The sequence below is a fragment of the Fictibacillus enclensis genome (assembly GCF_030123385.1).
GTDB classification, from domain to species: domain Bacteria; phylum Bacillota; class Bacilli; order Bacillales; family Fictibacillaceae; genus Fictibacillus_C; species Fictibacillus_C enclensis.
Map to the genome: position 1 here is coordinate 95,093 of NZ_CP126109.1, position 22,600 is coordinate 117,692.

Below are 22,600 nucleotides of genomic sequence, written 5' to 3' on the forward strand. Positions count from 1 at the left end.
TGCTGTTTTTAAAGCAGCATTGATGTTCTTTGAAAACCAAACAAAAGCCAGAGTAAGTCAGGGATTTTACAATCCCATCAATTTCTTATTTTTAAACATTAAGAGCTATATCAAACACTTTATTGGAGAGTTTGATCCTGGCTCAGGATGAACGCTGGCGGCGTGCCTAATACATGCAAGTCGAGCGAATGACGAGGAGCTTGCTCCTCTGATTTAGCGGCGGACGGGTGAGTAACACGTGGGTAACCTGCCTGTAAGACGGGGATAACTCCGGGAAACCGGAGCTAATACCGGATGATAACGAGAAGCGCCTGCTTCTTTTTTGAAAGTCGGTTTCGGCTGACGCTTACAGATGGGCCCGCGGCGCATTAGCTAGTTGGTGAGGTAACGGCTCACCAAGGCGACGATGCGTAGCCGACCTGAGAGGGTGATCGGCCACACTGGGACTGAGACACGGCCCAGACTCCTACGGGAGGCAGCAGTAGGGAATCTTCGGCAATGGACGAAAGTCTGACCGAGCAACGCCGCGTGAGCGATGAAGGCCTTCGGGTCGTAAAGCTCTGTTGTCAGAGAAGAACAAGTACCGGAGTAACTGCCGGTACCTTGACGGTACCTGACCAGAAAGCCACGGCTAACTACGTGCCAGCAGCCGCGGTAATACGTAGGTGGCAAGCGTTATCCGGAATTATTGGGCGTAAAGCGCGCGCAGGCGGTCTTTTAAGTCTGATGTGAAAGCCCACGGCTCAACCGTGGAGGGTCATTGGAAACTGGGAGACTTGAGTGCAGGAGAGAAAAGTGGAATTCCACGTGTAGCGGTGAAATGCGTAGAGATGTGGAGGAACACCAGTGGCGAAGGCGGCTTTTTGGCCTGTAACTGACGCTGAGGCGCGAAAGCGTGGGGAGCAAACAGGATTAGATACCCTGGTAGTCCACGCCGTAAACGATGAGTGCTAGGTGTTGGGGGGTTCCACCCTCAGTGCTGACGTTAACACATTAAGCACTCCGCCTGGGGAGTACGGCCGCAAGGCTGAAACTCAAAGGAATTGACGGGGGCCCGCACAAGCAGTGGAGCATGTGGTTTAATTCGAAGCAACGCGAAGAACCTTACCAGGTCTTGACATCCTCTGACCACTTGAGAGATCAAGCTTTCCCCTTCGGGGGACAGAGTGACAGGTGGTGCATGGTTGTCGTCAGCTCGTGTCGTGAGATGTTGGGTTAAGTCCCGCAACGAGCGCAACCCTTGACCTTAGTTGCCAGCATTCAGTTGGGCACTCTAAGGTGACTGCCGGTGACAAACCGGAGGAAGGTGGGGATGACGTCAAATCATCATGCCCCTTATGACCTGGGCTACACACGTGCTACAATGGGTGGTACAAAGGGTTGCGAAGCCGCGAGGCCGAGCCAATCCCAAAAAGCCACTCTCAGTTCGGATTGTAGGCTGCAACTCGCCTACATGAAGCCGGAATTGCTAGTAATCGCGGATCAGCATGCCGCGGTGAATACGTTCCCGGGCCTTGTACACACCGCCCGTCACACCACGAGAGTTTGTAACACCCGAAGTCGGTGGGGTAACCTTTTGGAGCCAGCCGCCGAAGGTGGGACAGATGATTGGGGTGAAGTCGTAACAAGGTAGCCGTATCGGAAGGTGCGGCTGGATCACCTCCTTTCTATGGAGACATGAGCACTCAGGTGCCTCATGAATCTTACTCTGAGCTTTTGTTTGGTTTTGAGAGAACTTCTCTCTATATATGGTACATGGGCCTATAGCTCAGCTGGTTAGAGCGCACGCCTGATAAGCGTGAGGTCGATGGTTCGAGTCCATTTAGGCCCACCATACACATTCTAATAAAGACAAGATGGGGCCTTAGCTCAGCTGGGAGAGCGCCTGCCTTGCACGCAGGAGGTCAGCGGTTCGATCCCGCTAGGCTCCACCATTAGAAAATGCTGTTGACATTTTCTTTTTTAGTCGGTATAATATAAAAGTTGTCTCTTGAAGGCAACACCGATGAAATGCACGTCATGTTCCTTGAAAACTAGATAACGAAACATCCAAACAAGCCAACTAATTCATTAGTTGTGCGCTGATTTAGTACTATTTTTAACGATCTTACGATCGTGTTAAAGGTTAAGCTAGAAAGGGCGCACGGTGGATGCCTTGGCACTAGGAGCCGAAGAAGGACGGGACGAACACCGATATGCCTCGGGGAGCTGTAAGTAAGCGTTGATCCGGGGATTTCCGAATGGGGGAACCCACCATCCGTAATGGGATGGTATCCATATCTGAATACATAGGATATGAGAAGGCATACCCGGGGAACTGAAACATCTAAGTACCCGGAGGAAGAGAAAGCAAATGCGATTTCCTGAGTAGCGGCGAGCGAAACGGAAACAGCCCAAACCAGAGGGCTTGCCCTCTGGGGTTGTAGGACACTCTACATGGAGTTACAAAGGAACGGGGTAGATGAAGCGGTCTGGAAAGGCCGGCCAAAGAAGGTAACAGCCCTGTAGTTGAAACTTCGTTCCCTCCTGAGTGGATCCTGAGTACGGCGGGACACGTGAAACCCCGTCGGAATCCGGGAGGACCATCTCCCAAGGCTAAATACTCCCTAGTGACCGATAGTGAACCAGTACCGTGAGGGAAAGGTGAAAAGCACCCCGGAAGGGGAGTGAAAGAGATCCTGAAACCGTGTGCCTACAAGTAGTTGGAGCCCATTAACGGGTGACAGCGTGCCTTTTGTAGAATGAACCGGCGAGTTACGATAACGTGCAAGGTTAAGCCGAGAAGGCGGAGCCGCAGCGAAAGCGAGTCTGAATAGGGCGCCATAGTACGTTGTCGTAGACCCGAAACCGTGTGATCTACCCATGTCCAGGGTGAAGTTCAGGTAACACTGAATGGAGGCCCGAACCCACGCACGTTGAAAAGTGCGGGGATGAGGTGTGGGTAGGGGTGAAATGCCAATCGAACACGGAGATAGCTGGTTCTCCCCGAAATAGCTTTAGGGCTAGCCTCGCGGCTAGAGTCCTGGAGGTAGAGCACTGATTGGACTAGGGGCCCCCACAGGGTTACCGAATTCAGTCAAACTCCGAATGCCAGAGACTTATCCGCGGGAGTCAGACTGCGAGTGATAAGATCCGTAGTCAAGAGGGAAACAGCCCAGACCATCAGCTAAGGTCCCAAAGTATACGTTAAGTGGGAAAGGATGTGGAGTTGCCCAGACAACCAGGATGTTGGCTTAGAAGCAGCCACCATTTAAAGAGTGCGTAATAGCTCACTGGTCGAGTGACTCTGCGCCGAAAATGTACCGGGGCTAAACGTATCACCGAAGCTATGGATTGTACCGTCAGGTACAGTGGTAGGGGAGCGTTCGAAGTGCGGTGAAGTCAGACCGGAAGGACTGGTGGAGCGCTTTGAAGTGAGAATGCCGGTATGAGTAGCGAAAGACAAGTGAGAATCTTGTCCATCGAAAGCCTAAGGTTTCCTGAGGAAGGCTCGTCCGCTCAGGGTTAGTCGGGACCTAAGCCGAGGCCGAAAGGCGTAGGCGATGGCCAACAGGTTGAAATTCCTGTACCACCTCCTTTCCGTTTGAACGACGGGGGGACGCAGGAAGGTAGGGAGAGCGCGCGAATGGAAATGCGCGTCTAAGCAGTTAGGCTGATTGTGAGGCAAATCCCGCAATCGTGAAGGCTGAGCTGTGACGGCGAGGGAAATTACAGTACCGAAGTCCCTGATCCTACACTGCCAAGAAAAGCCTCTAGTGAGGAAAGAGGTGCCCGTACCGCAAACCGACACAGGTAGGCGAGGAGAGAATCCTAAGATGATCGGGAGAACTCTCGTTAAGGAACTCGGCAAAATGACCCCGTAACTTCGGGAGAAGGGGTGCTCTGGTAGGGTTTATCGCCCGAGAGAGCCGCAGTGAATAGATCCAAGCGACTGTTTAGCAAAAACACAGGTCTCTGCGAAGCCGCAAGGCGAAGTATAGGGGCTGACACCTGCCCGGTGCTGGAAGGTTAAGAGGAGGGGTTATCCCTTAGGGGAGAAGCTCTGAATTGAAGCCCCAGTAAACGGCGGCCGTAACTATAACGGTCCTAAGGTAGCGAAATTCCTTGTCGGGTAAGTTCCGACCCGCACGAAAGGTGTAACGATTTGGATACTGTCTCAACGAGAGACCCGGTGAAATTATAGTACCTGTGAAGATGCAGGTTACCCGCGACAGGACGGAAAGACCCCATGGAGCTTTACTGCAGCTTGATATTGGATTTTGGTACAGTTTGTACAGGATAGGTAGGAGCCTGAGAAGTCGGAGCGCCAGCTTCGATGGAGGCGTCGGTGGGATACTACCCTGACTGTATTGAAATTCTAACCTGGAACCGTGATCCGGTTCGGAGACAGTGTCAGGTGGGCAGTTTGACTGGGGCGGTCGCCTCCTAAATCGTAACGGAGGCGCCCAAAGGTTCCCTCAGAATGGTTGGAAATCATTCGCAGAGTGTAAAGGCACAAGGGAGCTTGACTGCGAGACCTACAAGTCGAGCAGGGACGAAAGTCGGGCTTAGTGATCCGGTGGTTCCGCATGGAAGGGCCATCGCTCAACGGATAAAAGCTACCCTGGGGATAACAGGCTTATCTCCCCCAAGAGTCCACATCGACGGGGAGGTTTGGCACCTCGATGTCGGCTCATCGCATCCTGGGGCTGAAGTAGGTCCCAAGGGTTGGGCTGTTCGCCCATTAAAGCGGTACGCGAGCTGGGTTCAGAACGTCGTGAGACAGTTCGGTCCCTATCCGTCGCGGGCGCAGGAAATTTGAGAGGAGCTGTCCTTAGTACGAGAGGACCGGGATGGACACACCGCTGGTGTACCAGTTGTTCCGCCAGGGGCATAGCTGGGTAGCTACGTGTGGACGGGATAAGTGCTGAAAGCATCTAAGCATGAAGCCCCCCTCAAGATGAGATTTCCCATCACGTCAAGTGAGTAAGACCCCTTAGAGATGATGAGGTTGATAGGTCTGGTGTGGAAGCGTGGTGACACGTGGAGCTGACAGATACTAATCGGTCGAGGGCTTATCCTTAAAAACAAAAGCGGAATGAACCGCTTATATCCGACAAGCGTTGGAGACCCTGACAAGAACACGGTTTTGGTGTTCGTCGGAAGGGACGAAACGACCTCGAGGATATGGTTCATGAAGCTGGACGTTATCAGTAAGTTTGGATGAAGTTATCTAGTTTTGAGGGAATATGCCTCAAAAACAAAAGGTTTGTCAGCGACAAGAGATTCGAGGAAGCAAAACGACGACTCTCCGGAGTGTACTTTACCGTACATGAGGAAGAGGAGGAGTGAAGCTGACGAAGAAAATCGCCGTTGATCACAAACCGATATATGTCTGGTGGCAATAGCGAAGAGGTCACACCCGTTCCCATACCGAACACGGAAGTTAAGCTCTTCAGCGCCGATGGTAGTTGGGGGCTTCCCCCTGTAAGAGTAGGACGTTGCCGGGCAAAAATGAAGCACTGTTGAGAAATCAGCGGTGCTTTTTTGTTTTGTCGAAAGATGAAAATGACGTGATATGCAAGTAAATTGTGTCGAACCGCAACTAAATTCCCGATCACCGCAACTAAATCATGTCGAATCGCAAGTAAGAGTGGCCAACCCGCAACTAAATCATGTCGAACCGCAAGTATCCTAGCCACCAGGGGATCAGCAGAGCCTCAAATCCTCGAACCCTCCCGCGTTCCAGCTTTGCCCGCACAAAAAACCCCTCAATTAGTCCTTATTTTAATACCGATGACAGTAAACCATCAGGCGATGAAAAAAACGGAAATCAAAAAATTGCTCCCTTGTCCATCCACTTGACCAATGATCTCCCGGCGCTGGGCATTACACCTGCAGATTCAGTGGTCGGCGGGGGATTAAGGGATTTTCTTCCTCACGTGAAAGACGGGTTGAAAAACACAAAAAAACTTGGGCCTGCAGCTGATCCTGATATGGAAGCCCTGCTTGCTTTAAAGCCCTCAGCTATTTATATGGACGAAGAATATGGTGGAAAAGAACTCGACAAATTCAAAAAAATTGCGCCTGTTCATGTTTTTAACCTTGATGAAGGGACATGGAGAGACCATTTGAAAAAAATAGGGAAACTTGTTAATCGTGAAAAACAGGCTAATGAATTGGTCGAAGATTACGAGAAGGAAACAAAAGAAGTAAAAGGCTTAATCAAACAAGAACTTGGAAAAAACAGCAGGGCGATGGCGATTCGTGTAACCGCCAAAGAGCTGCGTGTATTTGGCACCGCTCGTCCCGTGGGCCGCATTCTATTTGATGATTTAGGGCTTACTCCCGCAAATGGGGATAAAAAAGTGGATGCCAGCCATATCAAGTGATCTCCCAGGAGGTGCTGCCTGATTTTGATGCAGATGCGATTTTTGTCATAGTGAATCAGGACGATCAATCAAAAACCGCCTTTAAGCAGATGGAAAACTCTTCGATCTGGAAAGGGTTAAAAGCAGTAAAAAACAAACATGTTTATGTGATTCCCGATCAGCCGTGGCTTGATTATTCGGCGATAGGCAATAAGATGGCGATGGACCAGGCAAAAAAATCTTTTCCAAGCAATAGATTGTTTCAGTAGAAGTCCCGGCGATATTTTTGAGGGGCTTCTTTTTTTAATCCTTCAAAAAGGAACGATTAACAGGAAAAATATCGGGTAATACTGTGAGAGAAATACCTTGTTCCCCTATGAGGCAGAAAGTATTCATTAGTTGCATATAACCTGGGAAACGGACTATAATATATACATATAGTCAAAGATAGTCAAAGTCAGAGGGGAGGGTAGCAGGTTGAGAAATATCTCAGACATTATTGAAGAATATTTGAAGCAGGTCCTTGCAGGTTCGAATGATAAATTTATTGAAATCAAACGGACGGATATTGCTGAAAAATTCCAGTGTGTCCCTTCCCAGATCAACTATGTTATTAATACACGATTCACCGTAGAAAAAGGATTTGTTGTGGAAAGCAAACGGGGGGGCGGGGGATATATCCGCATTATTAAGGTCAAAACAGAAAATTACGTCCACCTGATTGACCAGCTGCTGCTTTTGATCAATGACCGCATTTCACAGGGGAATGCCGAAAATGTGGTGCTGCGGCTGCTGGATGAACAGATCATATCGGAACGCGAGGCGAGAATTATGCTGAGTGTCATTGACCGCACTGTTCTTCAAGTGTTAGACCTTCCTGAGCGTGATCAATTGAGAGCCGAATTATTAAAAGGCATGATTCGGACGCTAAAATTTAGAACCAGATAACGTTGTATCACATTTATTAATAGGGGAGGAGAATAAAATGTTTTGCCAGGAATGCCATGAACGGCCTGCCACTTTGCACTTTACAAAGATTGTAAACGGACAGAAAACAGAATTTCATATTTGTGAGCATTGTGCAAAAGAAAAAGGAGAATTCCTTCCAGGGTCGAATACATTCTCTATTCATCAGCTGCTTTCCGGACTTCTTTACGGAGATCCGGCGATATCGGGAACAGCTTCTCCGGGACTTTCTCAGCAATCAGTTCTGGTGTGCCCGAAATGCGGCATGACATATCAACAGTTTGCCAAAATTGGCCGTTTTGGATGCAGCCATTGCTATGAAGTATTTGACTCCAAGCTTGATCCAATTTTAAAGCGGGTGCACGGAGGAAATACAAAGCATGAGGGGAAAATTCCAAAGCGGATTGGCAGCGGACTTCAGGAAAAACGGGAATTGGAGAATTTAAAGAAATCGATGCAACAGTATATCCTGAGTGAGGAATTCGAAAAAGCTGCTGAAACCCGTGATAAGATCCGGCTTTTAGAGAAGCAAAAGCATCAGGAAAAGGGGGAATAGAGCGTGTCACTTGAACATTTTATAAGTGAAGCCATCAGTCCCTGGATGAAGGAAGAAGGACCTGATTCTGATATTGTGCTAAGCAGCAGGATCCGGCTCGCCCGAAACTTGGAAAATTATAATTTCCCTGATTTTGCTTCCAAAGAAGAATCTGAAACCGTGATTCGTAAATTACACGAAGCAAATGGGGACCAGGAGTTCGGAAATTGGGGCGAATTTGAAATTCTTTCACTGGATCAGCTAAAACCCCTGGCAAAAAGGGTATTGGTAGAAAAGCACCTTATCAGCCCTCATCTTGCCGAACAGTCCAAATATGGAGCGGTCATGCTGAATGAGGATGAATCGGTAAGCATTATGATCAACGAAGAGGATCATTTGCGAATTCAGTGCCTGTTTGCAGGCTTCCAGCTGAAAGAAGCGTTAAAGCTTGCCGGAGAACTGGATGACTGGCTTGAAGAAAAAGTGGATTATGCGTTCGACGAAGAAAGAGGCTACCTAACAAGCTGTCCGACCAATGTTGGAACGGGGCTTAGAGCTTCTGTTATGATGCATCTTCCGGCTTTGGTTATTACCAAACAAATAAGCCGCATTATTCCGGCCATCAACCAGCTGGGGCTGGTGGTGAGAGGAATATATGGAGAGGGAACAGAAGCTCAGGGAAATGTGTTCCAAATTTCCAATCAAATTACGCTTGGGAAATCGGAAGAAGATATCGTTGAAGATTTGCGTGGCGTTGTCCTCCAATTGATCCAGCAGGAAAGGGCCGCGCGAAACAATCTCCAGCAGGGATTGAAAATTCAGCTGGAAGACCGAATCTTCAGGTCATATGGCGTCTTGGCCAACAGCCGGATCATCCAGTCGAAGGAAGCGGCGCAATGCCTATCCGATGTAAGGCTGGGAATAGATCTGGGAGTGATCCAGGGGATTTCCCGATCGATATTAAATGAGTTAATGATACTTACACAACCGGGCTTTTTACAGCAGTATGCCAATGAAATGTTAAATCCAGATGAGCGTGATATCCTTCGGGCCACGCTGATCCGGGAAAGAGTTGAACTTGAAGAAGCTTAAAATCCGAATGGGAGTGTGAATGATTATGATGTTTGGTCGATTTACAGAACGAGCTCAAAAAGTACTTGCGCTGGCACAGGAAGAAGCCATCCGTCTTGGCCACAATAATGTTGGAACGGAGCACATTCTGCTTGGCTTAATCCGCGAAGGAGAAGGAATTGCTGCTAAAGCGCTCCATGTCCTCGGACTCGGTCCTGAGAAGATCCAAAAAGAAGTGGAAACACTGATTGGACGCGGTCAGGAATCCGTGCAAACCATCCATTACACTCCAAGGGCAAAAAAGGTGATTGAACTGTCAATGGATGAAGCGAGAAAGCTCGGACATTCTTACGTGGGAACAGAGCATATTCTTTTGGGTCTGATTCGTGAGGGAGAAGGAGTAGCAGCCCGTGTACTTAACAATTTGGGCGTCAGCCTGAACAAGGCCCGCCAGCAGGTGCTCCAGCTCCTTGGAAGCAATGAAGCATCCTCCAACCACAGAGGGGCTTCCACCAATGCAAATACACCGACTCTGGACAGTCTTGCGAGAGACTTGACCGCAATCGCCAAGGATGGCAGCCTGGATCCGGTCATCGGCCGATCCAAGGAAATCCAGAGGGTCATTGAGGTGTTGAGCCGAAGAACAAAAAACAACCCGGTTCTGATCGGTGAGCCCGGCGTAGGTAAAACAGCGATCGCCGAAGGCCTTGCCCAGCAAATCATCAACAATGAAGTACCTGAAACCCTTCGTGATAAAAGGGTAATGACATTGGATATGGGAACCGTGGTTGCGGGAACAAAATACCGCGGCGAATTTGAAGACCGTCTGAAGAAGGTGATGGATGAAATCCGCCAGGCAGGAAATATCATTCTTTTCATTGATGAACTTCATACCTTGATCGGGGCAGGCGGCGCAGAAGGCGCAATTGATGCCTCCAATATCTTAAAACCTGCGCTTGCACGCGGTGAACTCCAATGTATCGGTGCCACCACGCTTGACGAGTACCGTAAATACATTGAGAAGGATGCAGCGCTTGAACGCCGATTCCAACCGATTACGGTGAACGAACCGACGAAAGAAGAGAGCACACAGATTCTTCAGGGTCTGCGCGACCGTTATGAAGCCCATCACCGTGTGACCATTACGGATGATGCGATCGAAGCAGCGGTCACCTTGTCCGACCGTTACATTTCCGACCGCTTCCTTCCTGATAAAGCGATCGATCTCATTGACGAGGCCGCATCCAAAGTGAGACTTCGTTCATATACCGCGCCGCCAAATCTGAAAGAGCTTGAACTTAAGCTTGAAGAAGTGCGCAAGGAAAAAGACGCCGCGGTTCAAAGCCAGGAGTTCGAAAAAGCAGCGTCACTCCGGGATACAGAGCAGCGTCTGCGTGAAGAACTGGAGAAAACCAAGAACGTATGGAAAGAAAAGCAGGGTCAGGAAAACACCGAAGTGACTCCGGAAGACATCGCTCAAGTGGTGTCCAGCTGGACGGGAGTACCGGTTTCCAAACTGGCTGAGGAAGAGACCGAGCGCCTCTTGAAATTGGAGGAAATCCTTCATAACCGGGTAATTGGTCAGCACGAAGCCGTCCAATCCATTTCAAAAGCCATCCGCCGTGCACGCGCCGGCCTAAAAGATCCGAAGCGTCCGATCGGTTCCTTCATTTTTCTTGGACCGACTGGGGTTGGTAAGACGGAATTGGCCCGTGCCGTGGCTGAATCCCTCTTTGGTGACGAAGATGCAATTATTCGCATCGACATGTCCGAGTATATGGAAAAACACACGACTTCCCGATTGGTCGGTTCACCTCCAGGATACGTAGGACACGAAGAAGGCGGACAGCTGACTGAAAAAGTTCGCCGCAAGCCTTACTCTGTTATCCTGCTGGATGAGATTGAAAAAGCGCATCCTGAAGTATTTAACATTTTGCTGCAAGTGCTTGAAGATGGCCGCTTAACCGACTCAAAAGGGCGTACCGTGGACTTCCGAAACACGGTCGTCATCATGACGTCCAATGTCGGTGCAAGCACGCTCAAACGCAACAGCTCACTCGGATTCACTGTTCATACAGAAGATCAACAGTACAACGACATGAAAACGAAAGTGATGGCTGAGCTGAAAAAGGCGTTCCGCCCAGAGTTCTTGAACCGTATCGATGAGATCATTGTGTTCCATTCCCTTGAGAAAACACATCTCAAGCAGATCGTTACACTGATGGCAGAATCCTTGGTCAACCGTCTTAAAGATCAGGGCATTGAAATCGAGCTTACCGAGGCTGCATTGGATAAGATTACGGATGAAGGTTATGATCCGGATTATGGAGCACGTCCATTGCGCCGTGCATTACAGCGTAAAATCGAAGACCGCTTATCGGAAGAGCTGTTACGAGGAAACATCAGCAAAGGCAACACGGTCAAAATCGATGTCGACAATAACGACTTTGTTGTAGAGACCGTCGGAGCTTCTTCATAATCGTCAGGATCGTTTTGACAGAACCCGGGAGACATACATGTCTTCCGGGTTTTTTTCATGATATTTACGATTTGTCAGAATTCCAAATGCCCCCAATGGAAAGAGGGGTATGATGTTTGCTAAAATAAAGACATAGAGATAAAAAGAAAGAAATTGTCTGCTGTCAGACGACAGTTGAACATAGAGGAGAACGTAATGGCCAAGAACAAATCTGTTTTTATGTGCCAGGAATGTGGTTATGAATCACCTAAATGGATGGGGAAATGCCCGGGCTGCCACCAATGGAACACCATGGTGGAAGAAGTCATCAAGAAAGATACCCCAACCAGGGGGTTATCCACCTCTTCCTCATCCGGCACACAGCAAAAGCCCCAATCCATTGTTTCTGTAAAAAGTGAGCAGGAGCCGCGGATCAATACGCATACAACAGAGCTGAACCGTGTACTCGGAGGCGGCATTGTACCGGGATCCCTCGTATTGGTTGGCGGTGATCCCGGTATCGGAAAGTCTACCCTTCTTTTGCAAACTTCTGCTAAATTGGCAGAGCACGGGCAAAAGGTGCTGTATATTTCAGGAGAGGAATCCGTCAAGCAGACGAAGCTTCGTTCGGACCGCCTGGATATAGCGGCCAAAGAGCTGTTTGTTTTGGCAGAGACGGACCTGGATCTGATTGAAAAAGCGGTGAACGAAATTAATCCGTCGGTTGTGATCATTGACTCCATTCAGACGGTTTACCGGCCGGAAGTGACAAGTGCTCCGGGCAGTGTTTCCCAGGTGAGAGAATGTACTTCGCATTTTATGCGGATCGCCAAAACGAAAGGCATTGCCATTTTTATCGTGGGCCATGTGACAAAAGAAGGGGCCATCGCCGGCCCGAGGATGCTTGAGCACATGGTGGATGCTGTGCTTTACTTTGAAGGAGAGCGCCATCATACGTACCGGATCTTACGGGCGGTTAAAAACCGCTTCGGCTCAACTAATGAAATCGGCGTATTTGAAATGAAGGAGCTGGGCCTTGCTGAGGTGCTCAATCCGTCGGAAATTTTCCTGGAGGAACGTTCGAAAGGCGTAGCGGGATCAACTGTTGTTGCCTCATTAGAAGGAACCAGGCCCATGCTTGTAGAAATACAGGCATTAGTATCTCCTACAAGTTTTGGAAATCCAAGAAGGATGGCTACCGGCATTGACCACAACCGTGTCTCGCTTCTGATGGCGGTTCTTGAAAAAAGGGTCGGCCTTTTGCTTCAAAACCAGGATGCTTACCTGAATGTTGCTGGAGGAGTAAGGCTGGATGAGCCGGCTGTTGACCTTTCGGTGGCTGTAAGCATCGCTTCGAGCTTTCGGGATGCGCCCACACGCCCGACTGATGTGATCATTGGCGAGGTGGGATTAACAGGCGAGGTCCGGCGGGTATCGAGGATTGACCAGCGGATCCATGAAGCAGCCAAGCTGGGTTTTGAGAGGGCCATCATTCCGGATAAAAACCTTGGGGGCTGGACGATCCCTAAGGGAATTGAGGTTATCGGTGTGTCTACTGTCGAAGAGACATTGCACTATACTTTGGGAGGATAACGTATGGATCATATTCTAAAAGAAGCAATCATCAGCAACATGCTGCAGCTTGTTGCGCCGGGAACGCCCCTCAGAGAGGGTATAGACAATGTGCTCCGTGCCAACACCGGCGGCCTCATTGTTGTCGGTTATAATGATAAAGTCACTCAGCTCGTTGATGGAGGGTTCTCTATCAACTGTAAATATTCTCCTGCATCTCTGTATGAGCTGGCCAAAATGGATGGAGCCATCATCCTGAGCGAGGATGCATCACGCATCCTGTACGCCAATACACAGCTTGTACCGGATACCTCCATTCCTTCCACGGAAACGGGAATTCGGCACCGAACGGCTGAACGGGTGGCCCGCCAGACAGGGAACCTTGTCATTTCCATCTCGCAGCGCCGAAATGTCATCACGCTCTATCAGGGTGTGATCCGCTACTCGCTGAAAGATATTGGTGTTATTTTAACGAAGGCCAATCAGGCGATCCAAACGCTTGAAAAGTACAAAGTTGTGTTTGACCAGAGTGTTACCAACCTCGGCGCCCTGGAATTTGAAGAACTGGTGACGTTCCAGGAAGTATCCCAGGTCATTCATCGTATTGAAATGGTTCTAAGAATAAAGAATGAAATCATAAAATATGTTAATGAGTTAGGCGTCGAGGGAAGATTAATACGGATGCAGATGGAAGAACTTGTCGCTAACATTGAAGATGAGGCTGTTCTTCTGATCAAGGATTATGTAAAAGACAGAAAGCACGACCCGGCTCATATTCTGCGGCAGCTGAAGAAACTGTCGAGTGATGAACTGTTTGACGAGAATGTCATTGTTAAACTGCTGGGGCATTCGCCTTCCGCTAATGTGCAGGAGGAAACGGTTCATCCGCGCGGCTACCGTATCCTTTCAAAGATTCCAAGACTTCCAACTCTGATTGTAGAGAATTTGATCGGCACGTTCGACAGTCTTCCGAGCATTCTCCGGGCTTCCATCAAAGAACTGGATGAAGTGGAAGGCATCGGGGAAATTCGCGCCAAGAAAATTAAGGAAGGGCTGAAACGGATTCAGGAGCAGCTTTTTGTAGACAGGCATATTTAAATGACGAAAATTTTATGGAAATTCTCACACGAACACGTTTCAAAACAGACTTTCTGTAAATAATGGTTAAGGGAGGTGAAATGCATGCTAAAAAGGTTTGTACAGCTATTTTTTGTTGTTGTTGGCGGCATGCTTGGTTTTATCTATGTCCCTGACATTATCCGTATATTGAATTTGGGTGATTTGCCCAGCGAATTAACGTCGTCTTATGCGGGAGCGGTCTTGGGGGCACTTATATTCTTTTTATCTACATTTTGGGTAACAGATTACATCGTTGGGCTGATTCGATGGGTGGAAGAAACCGTCGTTAAAGCACCGGTCACGGATGTACTCTTTGGAACAATCGGACTTATATTTGGACTTATAGTAGCGTTTTTTGTGCAGCTTCCGCTTAACAACATCAATATCGTGGTCTTTAGTTCTGTTCTTCCTATCTTTCTTACCCTTTTGCTCGGGTATCTCGGATTTCAGGTGGGCTTTAAAAAGCGGGACGAACTCATCGCCCTTTTTTCCATTAACCGGGCCGGAAAAGAACGAAAAAAGGATGTTGAAGAAGAAAAGCTGAAAGGGAAGTACAAAATTCTGGATACCAGTGTCATCATTGACGGCAGGGTAGCCGATATTTGCCAGACTGGCTTTTTGGAAGGTCCGCTGATTATTCCCCGTTTTGTACTGGAAGAGCTTCAGCACATTGCTGATTCCTCTGATGTCCTGAAACGAAACAGAGGAAGGCGGGGGCTGGATATCCTGAACCGCATCCAAAAAGAGCTTTCGATCAAGGTTGAAATTTACGAAGGAGACTTTGAAGAGGTCAGCGAGGTTGACAGCAAATTGGTGAAGCTTGCCCAGCTGCTGTCTGGTGTCGTTGTAACCAATGATTTTAACCTGAACAAGGTTTGTGAGCTTCAAAATGTGTTAGTATTGAACATAAATGATCTTGCCAACGCGGTAAAACCTGTCGTACTTCCGGGTGAAGAATTAATCGTGCAGGTGATCAAGGACGGCAAGGAACATAATCAGGGAGTAGGCTATTTGGATGACGGCACGATGATCGTAGTCGAAGAAGGCAGAAATTACATTGGCAAGACGATTGATGTCTTGGTTACCAGTGTGTTGCAGACATCTGCCGGACGGATGATTTTTGCCAAGCCGAAACTGCTGGAAAAAGCATTATAACTACAAGCTTACAGGAGAGCTGATTTCTCTGTATGCAGTCTAGAGTGGTGGAGAAGGTTGTTGGAGTATAGCATGGTAATCCCTGCAGCGGGACAGGGGAAAAGGATGAATGCAGGCAAGAACAAACAATGGATCGAGCTGAAGGGAAAGCCGCTGATTGCCCATACGCTGTCCGTCTTTGAGGAAGATCCATGGTGCCGTGAAATTATCCTCGTCGTGAACGAGGCGGAGCAGCATCAATTTCATGAGCTGGTGGACCGTTTTTCTATTCAAAAGGTCACCAAGATTGTTCGTGGCGGAGCGGAGCGTCAGCACAGTGTATTTGAAGGACTGAAGGCAGTGGCGGAAACGGATCTTGCGTTGATTCATGATGGTGCCCGTCCTTTTGTCCAGCAAGACAACATCCATGAACTCGTGGTTAAAGCAAATGAAACAGGAGCCGCTATTCTGGCGGTTCCGTTAAAAGATACGGTGAAAAAAGCAAAGGGCGAAACCGTGACGGAAACGGTAGACCGTGCGAGCTTGTGGGCTGTCCAAACACCACAAGCTTTTCGTCTGCCTGTCGTTTTACAGGCCCACCAAAAAGCGGCGGAATCGGGCTATCTCGGCACCGATGATGCCAGCCTGGTGGAGCAGACAGGGTACCCGGTTTCCATCGTTGAGGGAGATTATTTAAATATTAAATTAACGACCGTACACGATCTTATTTTTGCCAATGCCATTTTGGAACAAAGGGAGAGAGAAACATATGATTCGAGTGGGACAAGGCTATGATGTGCACCAGCTGGTGGAAGGGCGGCCACTGATTATCGGGGGAATCACGATTCCTTCTGAAAAGGGCCTGCTTGGCCACTCTGATGCGGATGTGCTTTTGCATGCCGTTACGGACGCGTTGCTCGGTGCTGCAGGAGAAGGGGACATCGGCAAGCATTTTCCGGACACAGATGAAGCCTTTAAAGATGCCGATTCCAAAAAACTTCTTCAGGAGTCATGGGAGATTGTGAAGCAAAAGGGATACGAACTTAACAATGTGGATTGCACCATCATTGCTCAAAAGCCAAAAATGGCGCCATACATCGAGGAAATGCGTAGTGTCATTGCCGGAATATTTGGAGCGGAAACTGACCAGATCAACGTAAAGGCGACGACAACCGAGAAGCTGGGCTTTACGGGCCGCAGTGAGGGTATTGCTGCCAACGCAGTAATCCTTATTACAAAAAAGTAGACGAAAGTGATACAATGAACAAAGCATAAAAATGAACGAGGTGGACGTAAAATGTCAAACGACGTAAGGGTAAGGTATGCGCCAAGCCCAACAGGACATTTACATATAGGGAATGCAAGAACGGCGCTGTTTAATTATTTGTTTGCCCGTCATCATAACGGCAAAATGATCATCCGTATTGAAGACACAGACCAAAAGCGAAATATCAAGGGCGGAGTGGAAAGCCAGTTAACGTATTTAAAATGGCTGGGCATCGACTGGGATGAAAGCATTGATGTCGGTGGAGAGTACGGTCCATACACTCAAATGGAGCGCCTGGACATCTATAAAGAGCATTATCAGGATTTGCTTGACCGCGGTTTGGCTTATCCATGCTATTGTACAGAAGAGGAGCTTGAAGCTTCACGCGACGAGCAGGTAGCACGAAATGAAACGCCGCACTATTCCGGAAAGTGCCGTCATCTTACTGAGGATCAGCGCAAGGCGCTTGAGGCGGAAGGACGAAAGCCGAGCATTCGTTTTGCTGTGCCGGCAGACCACACCTATGCATTTTCCGATATGGTAAAAGGTGATGTTTCATTCGATTCCAATGGGATCGGGGATTATGTCATTGTGAAAAAAGATGGCATCCCAACGTATAACTTTGCGGTGGCCATCGATGATCATTTGATGAAGATTTCGCATGTACTGCGCGGGGATGATCATATCTCCAACACACCAAAACAGCTGATGGTTTATGAAGCATTCGGCTGGGAACCACCGGTGTTTGGCCACATGACGCTGATTTTTAACGAAAATCGTAAAAAGCTCAGCAAGCGTGACGAGTCGATCATTCAGTTCATTGAACAGTATGAACAGCTCGGCTATATTCCTGAAGCGTTGTTTAACTTCATTGCACTGCTTGGCTGGTCTCCAGTTGGAGAGGAAGAAATTTTTACAAAGGATGAGTTCATCGAAATTTTTGATGCTTCCCGCCTTTCCAAAGCTCCGGCTATTTTTGACAAGCAGAAACTGCTTTGGGTAAACAACCAGTACATGAAAAAGCAAGACCTGGAAACGGTCATTGAGCTTACGATTCCGCATCTGGTGGAAGCCGGACGCTTAAAAGAGGACATGTCAGCAGAGGACCGTGAGTGGGCAGCCAAGCTTGTAGCTCTTTATCAAGAAAAACTCAGCTACGGCGCTGAAATCGTTGAGCAGACCGACGTGTTCTTCAAGAAAAAGATTGAATATGAAGAAGAAGCACTTGAAGTGCTTAAAGGCGAAACCGTTCCTGAAGTTGTCGCTTCCTTCAAAGGGCACGTTGAAGCGATCACCGATTTCTCTGCAGAAGAAGTAAAGGCTGCGATCAAGGCAACCCAAAAGGAAACAAAGCAAAAAGGGAAAAATCTCTTTATGCCAATCCGCGTAGCAACCACAGGTCAAACGCACGGACCGGACCTTCCGCAGGCCATTTCCCTGTTCGGAAAAGAAGAGATCCTGAAACGCCTGGATCATACGGCAGCGCACCTTGCATAAATTTATCAGGCAAAATTAGTTAACATTTTGCTCGCAATGTAATATATTAAAAGAAATTAATTACAGCGACAGCAAGGATGAGGAGAGTAAGTTTCTCATTTTCATATTAGAGAGAACCACCTTGGCTGAAAGTGGTTTATGAAAAAGGAAACTGAAGTGCACCTCGGAGCCTTTTATCGAACCAATAGTAGATAAAAGCGGCCCTCCACGTTACGGAGTACAAGGGAAGAGCAAAAATACCGAATTTCCTCGTTGTTTTTCGTATTTTTGTTGTTAAACAGAGTGGAACCGCGCCAAAAGCGTCTCTGTGCATATGCACAGGGCGCTTTTTTATATGCCCATGCGGGGTTCCACGGGGTTTACAAGCGGAAATGGAAGATTTACCGGCGGAAATGAAGTAAATACTGGCCATAACAAAGGATTTATCCGCCGAAATCGCGCATTTACCCGCCAAAACAGGATTATGGTCAACTAGAAGGCAAAGGTTAGCCGTTTCAGCTTTTCTTGATCCAGCTTCAACGGCCAAAAGCTCGGTCGTTTCACTCTTTCACCACAACACAAAAGGCGTGTTGCCGTTCAAGAGTTCCAACGCCTGCCGCTTTTTAACGGCCGTTTCAGCTTTTCTGGATCCAGCTTCAACGGCCAAAAGCTCGGTCGTTTCACTCTTTCACCACAACACAAAAGGCGTGTTGCCGTTCAAGAGTTCCAACGCCTGCCGCTTTTTAACGGCCGTTTCAGCTTTTCTGGATCTAGCTTCAGCAGGCAAAGTCTCGGTCGATTCACACTGGCACTTCAACACAAAAAGCGTGTTGCTGTGTCAGCGCTCCATCGCCTATCGACTCTGAACGCCTGCTTCAGCTTTTCTTAACTAAGGGGGGATTTCCATGTGGAAGCGCATGAGGGAGGATATACAGGCAGTTTTTGATAATGATCCGGCGGCACGCAGCAAGCTGGAGGTCATTTTAACGTATTCGGGCGTACATGCGGTCTGGGCCCACCGGGTGGCTCACAAGTTGTTTAGGCACAATTTCTTGTTTCTCGCCCGTCTGGTTTCACAGATCAGCCGCTTTTTTACAGGAATTGAAATTCATCCGGGTGCGCAGATCGGGCGCCGGTTGTTTATAGATCACGGGATGGGTGTAGTTATTGGAGAAACGTGTATTATCGGAAATAATGTTACATTGTATCAGGGAGTAACACTTGGTGGTACTGGTAAGGAAAAAGGAAAACGCCATCCGACACTTGAGGACCATGCCTTGGTTGCTTCGGGAGCTAAAGTATTGGGATCCATCACAATTGGGAAACATTCTAAGATAGGGGCCGGTTCGGTTGTGCTTCGGGATGTGCCACCGAACTCGACAGTAGTCGGGATTCCCGGTCGGGTCGTTGTACAGGATGGCGTGAAGGTCGGCCAGGAGCTGGATCACTGCAATCTTCCGGATCCGGTGGCTGCCCAATTCCGCGAACTGCAGGCGGAGATTGAAAGATTGCAGGAAGATATGGAACGTTTACGAAAGGGAAGTGAAGTGCGATGAGCTTAGTGATTTATAATACGTTAACCCGTCAAAAAGAGGTATTTAAACCCCTTGAGGAAGGGAAAGTAAAAATGTATGTATGCGGACCGACCGTTTACAACTACATTCATATCGGAAATGCCCGTCCGGCCATCGTATTTGATACGGTAAGACGCTACCTTGAATACCGCGGCTATGACGTGAATTTTATTTCCAATTTTACCGATGTGGACGATAAACTCATTAGGGCGGCTAAAGAGCTCGGCACCGATGTTCCCACAGTAGCAGAACGTTTTATTAACTCGTATCATGAAGATGTTTGCGCGCTTGGTGTCCAGGAAGCGGACTATCATCCAAGAGTAACCGAGACCATGCCGGAAATTATCGATTTTATCAGCAAGCTGGTTGAAAAAGGCTACGCTTATGAAGCAAAAGGCGATGTGTATTTTAAAACACGAGCCTTTGACGGATATGGCAAGCTTTCACATCAATCAATTGATGATCTTCGTTCCGGGGCACGGATTGAAGTAGGCGACATCAAGAAGGACCCTCTAGATTTTGCACTGTGGAAATCAGCCAAAGAGGGAGAAATCTCATGGGAGAGCCCATGGGGGAAAGGGCGTCCGGGCTGGCACATCGAGTGCTCGGCCATGGCGAAAAAGTACCTTGGGGATTCCATTGACATTCATGGAGGAGGCCAGGATTTAACCTTCCCTCACCACGAGAATGAAATCGCCCAGTCAGAAGCGCTAAACGAAGCGCCGATGGCAAAATATTGGATGCATAACGGGTATATTAATATCAATAACGAGAAGATGTCCAAATCACTCGGGAACTTCGTGCTTGTTCACGATATGATTAAAGAGTTCGACCCGCAGGTGATCCGCTTTTTCATGATGGCCGTTCATTATCGCAACCCGATCAACTTTAGTAATGAATTGCTTCAAAGTGCCGAGGTCAGCTTGAACCGGATTCGTACTGCTTATGGAAATCTGAAGCACCGCCTGGAAGTCAGCGCGGATCTTGCTTCTGATGCCGAGCAATGGAACGAAAAAATAGAGCAATTCAAACAAAGCTTCATCACTGAAATGGATGATGACTTCAATACCGCAAACGCCATTGCCGTCCTGTTCGATATGGCAAGAGAGGCGAATGTGTACTTGCAGTCAGAAAACACTTCAACCGCAGTGCTTGCCAAATTTATCGGTCTTTTCGAAGAGCTGGCCGGAGTGCTTGGCCTGACGCTGACAGAAGAGAAAGAGCTGCTGGACGAAGACATTGAAGCGCTCATTGAAGAGCGGAACAACGCCAGGAGAGAACGCAATTTCGCCCGGGCGGATGAAATTCGTGACCAGCTGCGCGACCTGAATATCGTATTGGAAGATACGCCGCAGGGTGTTCGCTGGAAGAGGCAGTAAATGAGCAAACAAATCACTAATGCTGATGTTAAACAATTGAATGGAATGACCCTTGCGTATATGGGAGATGCCGTGCTGGAAACGTTTGTGCGGCATCACCTCATTCATTCAGGGCAGGTGAAACCGAACAAACTCCATACCCTTGCCACCAAGTATGTATCTGCGAAAGCGCAGGCATCGGTCGTTAAACGGCTGCTTGAAGAGGGCTTTTTTGATGAAGAAGAAACTGCTGTCATCATGCGGGGCAGAAACGCAAACCAAGGGTCAGTCCCAAAAAATACAGATGTCCAAACGTACCGTTACGGGACAGGCTTTGAAGCCATTATTGGCTATCACCATCTGTTGGGCCGAGAGGAACGGCTGGATATGATTTTTGAAAAAGTAGTGTCTTTCGTTGAACAGGCGGAAGAGGGAGGAAAACAATGAGCGAAGAATTTATTATCGGAAGAAACCCTGTACTCGAAGTGCTGCGTTCAGGAAGAGATATCAATAAAATTTTTGTGGGAGAAGGCTCTCAAAAAGGGCCAGTGAGCCAGGTCATACACATGGCCAAAGAAAATAATGTGCTTGTTCAGTTCGTTCCGAAAAAAAAGCTGGATTTGCTGAGTGATGGAGGAAACCACCAGGGTGTCATTGCGGCAGTAGCGGCTTATGAATATTCAGAGATCGACGATTTATTTCAAAAAGCGGAAGAAAAGGGAGAAGATCCTTTTTTCATTATTCTGGATGAAATCGAGGATCCCCACAATTTGGGCTCGATCATCAGAACGGCTGACGCGGTCGGAGCCCATGGCGTCATTATTCCCAAACGGCGGGCGGTAGGGCTTACGGCGGCTGTTGCCAAAGCCTCCACGGGAGCCATTGAATATATCCCGGTTGTTCGTGTGACGAATATTGTTCAAACGATGAAGGAATTGAAGGAGCGCGGCCTTTGGTTTGTGGGAGCCGACATGAAAGGGCAAGAAGACTACAGGGAAGCCAAGCTGGATCTGCCGATCGGCCTTGTCATTGGAAGTGAGGGCAAGGGGATGGGCCGCCTGGTGAAGGATACATGCGACTTTCTTGTACGGCTGCCGATGGAAGGGAAGGTTACTTCTCTTAATGCATCAGTGGCAGCAGGTCTGCTCTTATACGAGGTTTACCGCAAACGCCATCCGCAATCATCATAATGGAAAACATCCTGATCGTTGACGGATACAATGTGATTGGAGCCTGGCCGGAGCTGAGATCCCTGAAAGACTTGGATTTTGCGAAGGCCAGGGATATTCTCATTGAAAAAATGGCAGAATATCAGGCATTTACCGGATACAGAGTGATCGTTGTCTTTGACGCTCACTTGGTGCCGGGCATTGAAAAGAAATCAAAGAACTATAAGGTTGAAGTCATTTTTACAAGAGAGAATGAAACCGCAGATGAACGGATTGAGAAACTGGCTTCGGAGTTTAAGAATGTGAATACCCGGATTTTCGTAGCGACTTCGGACTATACCGAACAATGGGTGGTTTTTGCTAAGGGGGCTCTTCGAAAGTCTTCCAGGGAACTGAAAATCGAGATGGAGGATATCGAAAAGCGGATTGACCGAAAAGTAAAGTCGGCCAGGGAACGCAACTTCTCGAGTATCTCTTTGTCTGAAGAAATCGCTGAAATATTCGAAAAATGGAGAAGAGGACAAAAATAAACAATCTTGACGCAATTTCCT

15 protein-coding genes, 2 tRNA genes, 3 rRNA genes, 1 pseudogene and 1 other annotated feature are annotated in these 22,600 nt (G+C 48.2%); all 21 genes and pseudogenes read left to right on the forward strand.

The genetic code is table 11. From position 1 onward, the window contains the following. The first annotated feature begins 119 nt into the window (after positions 1–119). The 21 genes and pseudogenes from QNH15_RS00515 (at position 120) to QNH15_RS00615 (ending at position 22,579) form a co-directional block, all read left to right on the forward strand. A 16S ribosomal RNA gene (locus QNH15_RS00515) occupies positions 120–1,667 on the forward strand. 90 nt (positions 1,668–1,757) lie between these two features. After that, positions 1,758–1,834, forward strand: a tRNA-Ile gene (locus QNH15_RS00520). A gap of 24 nt (positions 1,835–1,858) precedes the next feature. Beyond that, positions 1,859–1,934: transfer RNA gene (locus QNH15_RS00525), tRNA-Ala, on the forward strand. 189 nt (positions 1,935–2,123) lie between these two features. Continuing rightward, positions 2,124–5,062, forward strand: a 23S ribosomal RNA gene (locus tag QNH15_RS00530). A 311-nt stretch (positions 5,063–5,373) separates the two neighbouring features. Further along, a 5S ribosomal RNA gene (gene rrf / locus QNH15_RS00535) occupies positions 5,374–5,489 on the forward strand. The 16S, 23S and 5S rRNA genes sit together here with 2 tRNA genes alongside, the layout of an rRNA operon. Positions 5,490–5,753: 264 nt before the next feature. Continuing rightward, positions 5,754–6,619 (forward strand): annotated as a pseudogene (locus QNH15_RS00540) (ABC transporter substrate-binding protein). Positions 6,620–6,827: 208 nt separating this feature from the next. Beyond that, positions 6,828–7,298 carry a CtsR family transcriptional regulator gene (locus QNH15_RS00545; RefSeq protein ID WP_061975615.1) on the forward strand — a complete coding sequence of 157 codons (471 nt, stop codon included), beginning with the start codon at positions 6,828–6,830 and terminating at the stop codon, positions 7,296–7,298. A 37-nt stretch (positions 7,299–7,335) separates the two neighbouring features. Next, positions 7,336–7,872: a protein-arginine kinase activator protein McsA gene (gene mcsA / locus QNH15_RS00550; RefSeq protein WP_283891846.1), complete on the forward strand. Its 537-nt coding sequence runs from the start codon at positions 7,336–7,338 to the stop codon at positions 7,870–7,872. Positions 7,873–7,875: 3 nt separating this feature from the next. After that, a complete protein-coding gene (gene mcsB / locus QNH15_RS00555) occupies positions 7,876–8,943 on the forward strand; it encodes a protein-arginine kinase McsB (protein ID WP_283891847.1) in 1,068 nt (355 codons plus the stop codon). 25 nt (positions 8,944–8,968) lie between these two features. Continuing rightward, entirely contained in the window at positions 8,969–11,401 is a 2,433-nt protein-coding gene (clpC, locus tag QNH15_RS00560; RefSeq protein ID WP_283891848.1) for an ATP-dependent protease ATP-binding subunit ClpC, read from the forward strand. A 195-nt stretch (positions 11,402–11,596) separates the two neighbouring features. Next, the gene (gene radA / locus QNH15_RS00565; protein WP_283891849.1) at positions 11,597–12,973 is read left to right on the forward strand and encodes a DNA repair protein RadA; all 1,377 of its coding nucleotides are present in this window, start codon (positions 11,597–11,599) and stop codon (positions 12,971–12,973) included. 3 nt (positions 12,974–12,976) lie between these two features. After that, entirely contained in the window at positions 12,977–14,050 is a 1,074-nt protein-coding gene (disA, locus tag QNH15_RS00570) for a DNA integrity scanning diadenylate cyclase DisA (protein ID WP_061975624.1), read from the forward strand. A gap of 84 nt (positions 14,051–14,134) precedes the next feature. Next, positions 14,135–15,226 (forward strand): PIN/TRAM domain-containing protein, encoded by a 1,092-nt coding sequence (locus QNH15_RS00575; RefSeq protein WP_283891851.1) that lies wholly within the window; start codon positions 14,135–14,137, stop codon positions 15,224–15,226. A 60-nt stretch (positions 15,227–15,286) separates the two neighbouring features. Then, positions 15,287–16,000: a 2-C-methyl-D-erythritol 4-phosphate cytidylyltransferase gene (gene ispD / locus QNH15_RS00580; RefSeq protein WP_283891853.1), complete on the forward strand. Its 714-nt coding sequence runs from the start codon at positions 15,287–15,289 to the stop codon at positions 15,998–16,000. After that, a complete protein-coding gene (gene ispF, locus QNH15_RS00585) occupies positions 15,975–16,451 on the forward strand; it encodes a 2-C-methyl-D-erythritol 2,4-cyclodiphosphate synthase (protein ID WP_283891855.1) in 477 nt (158 codons plus the stop codon). The genes ispD and ispF overlap by 26 nt, the downstream gene beginning before the upstream one ends. 51 nt (positions 16,452–16,502) lie before the next feature. After that, complete coding sequence (gltX, locus tag QNH15_RS00590) at positions 16,503–17,969, forward strand: glutamate--tRNA ligase (protein WP_283891857.1); 1,467 nt, start codon at positions 16,503–16,505, stop codon at positions 17,967–17,969. Positions 17,970–18,034: 65 nt separating this feature from the next. Next, positions 18,035–18,279 (forward strand) — a binding site (T-box leader). A gap of 574 nt (positions 18,280–18,853) precedes the next feature. Then, entirely contained in the window at positions 18,854–19,504 is a 651-nt protein-coding gene (gene epsC, locus QNH15_RS00595) for a serine O-acetyltransferase EpsC (RefSeq protein ID WP_061975634.1), read from the forward strand. Further along, positions 19,501–20,901, forward strand: coding sequence for a cysteine--tRNA ligase (cysS, locus tag QNH15_RS00600; protein WP_283891859.1), 1,401 nt, complete (start codon positions 19,501–19,503; stop codon positions 20,899–20,901). The genes epsC and cysS overlap by 4 nt, the downstream gene beginning before the upstream one ends. After that, the gene (locus QNH15_RS00605; RefSeq protein WP_129478535.1) at positions 20,902–21,327 is read left to right on the forward strand and encodes a Mini-ribonuclease 3; all 426 of its coding nucleotides are present in this window, start codon (positions 20,902–20,904) and stop codon (positions 21,325–21,327) included. It begins immediately after the preceding gene. Next, complete coding sequence (gene rlmB, locus QNH15_RS00610) at positions 21,324–22,070, forward strand: 23S rRNA (guanosine(2251)-2'-O)-methyltransferase RlmB (protein ID WP_061975640.1); 747 nt, start codon at positions 21,324–21,326, stop codon at positions 22,068–22,070. Before QNH15_RS00605 ends, rlmB begins: the two co-directional genes overlap by 4 nt. Further along, the gene (locus QNH15_RS00615; protein WP_283891861.1) at positions 22,070–22,579 is read left to right on the forward strand and encodes an NYN domain-containing protein; all 510 of its coding nucleotides are present in this window, start codon (positions 22,070–22,072) and stop codon (positions 22,577–22,579) included. The genes rlmB and QNH15_RS00615 overlap by 1 nt, the downstream gene beginning before the upstream one ends. The last annotated feature ends 21 nt before the right edge of the window (positions 22,580–22,600 follow it).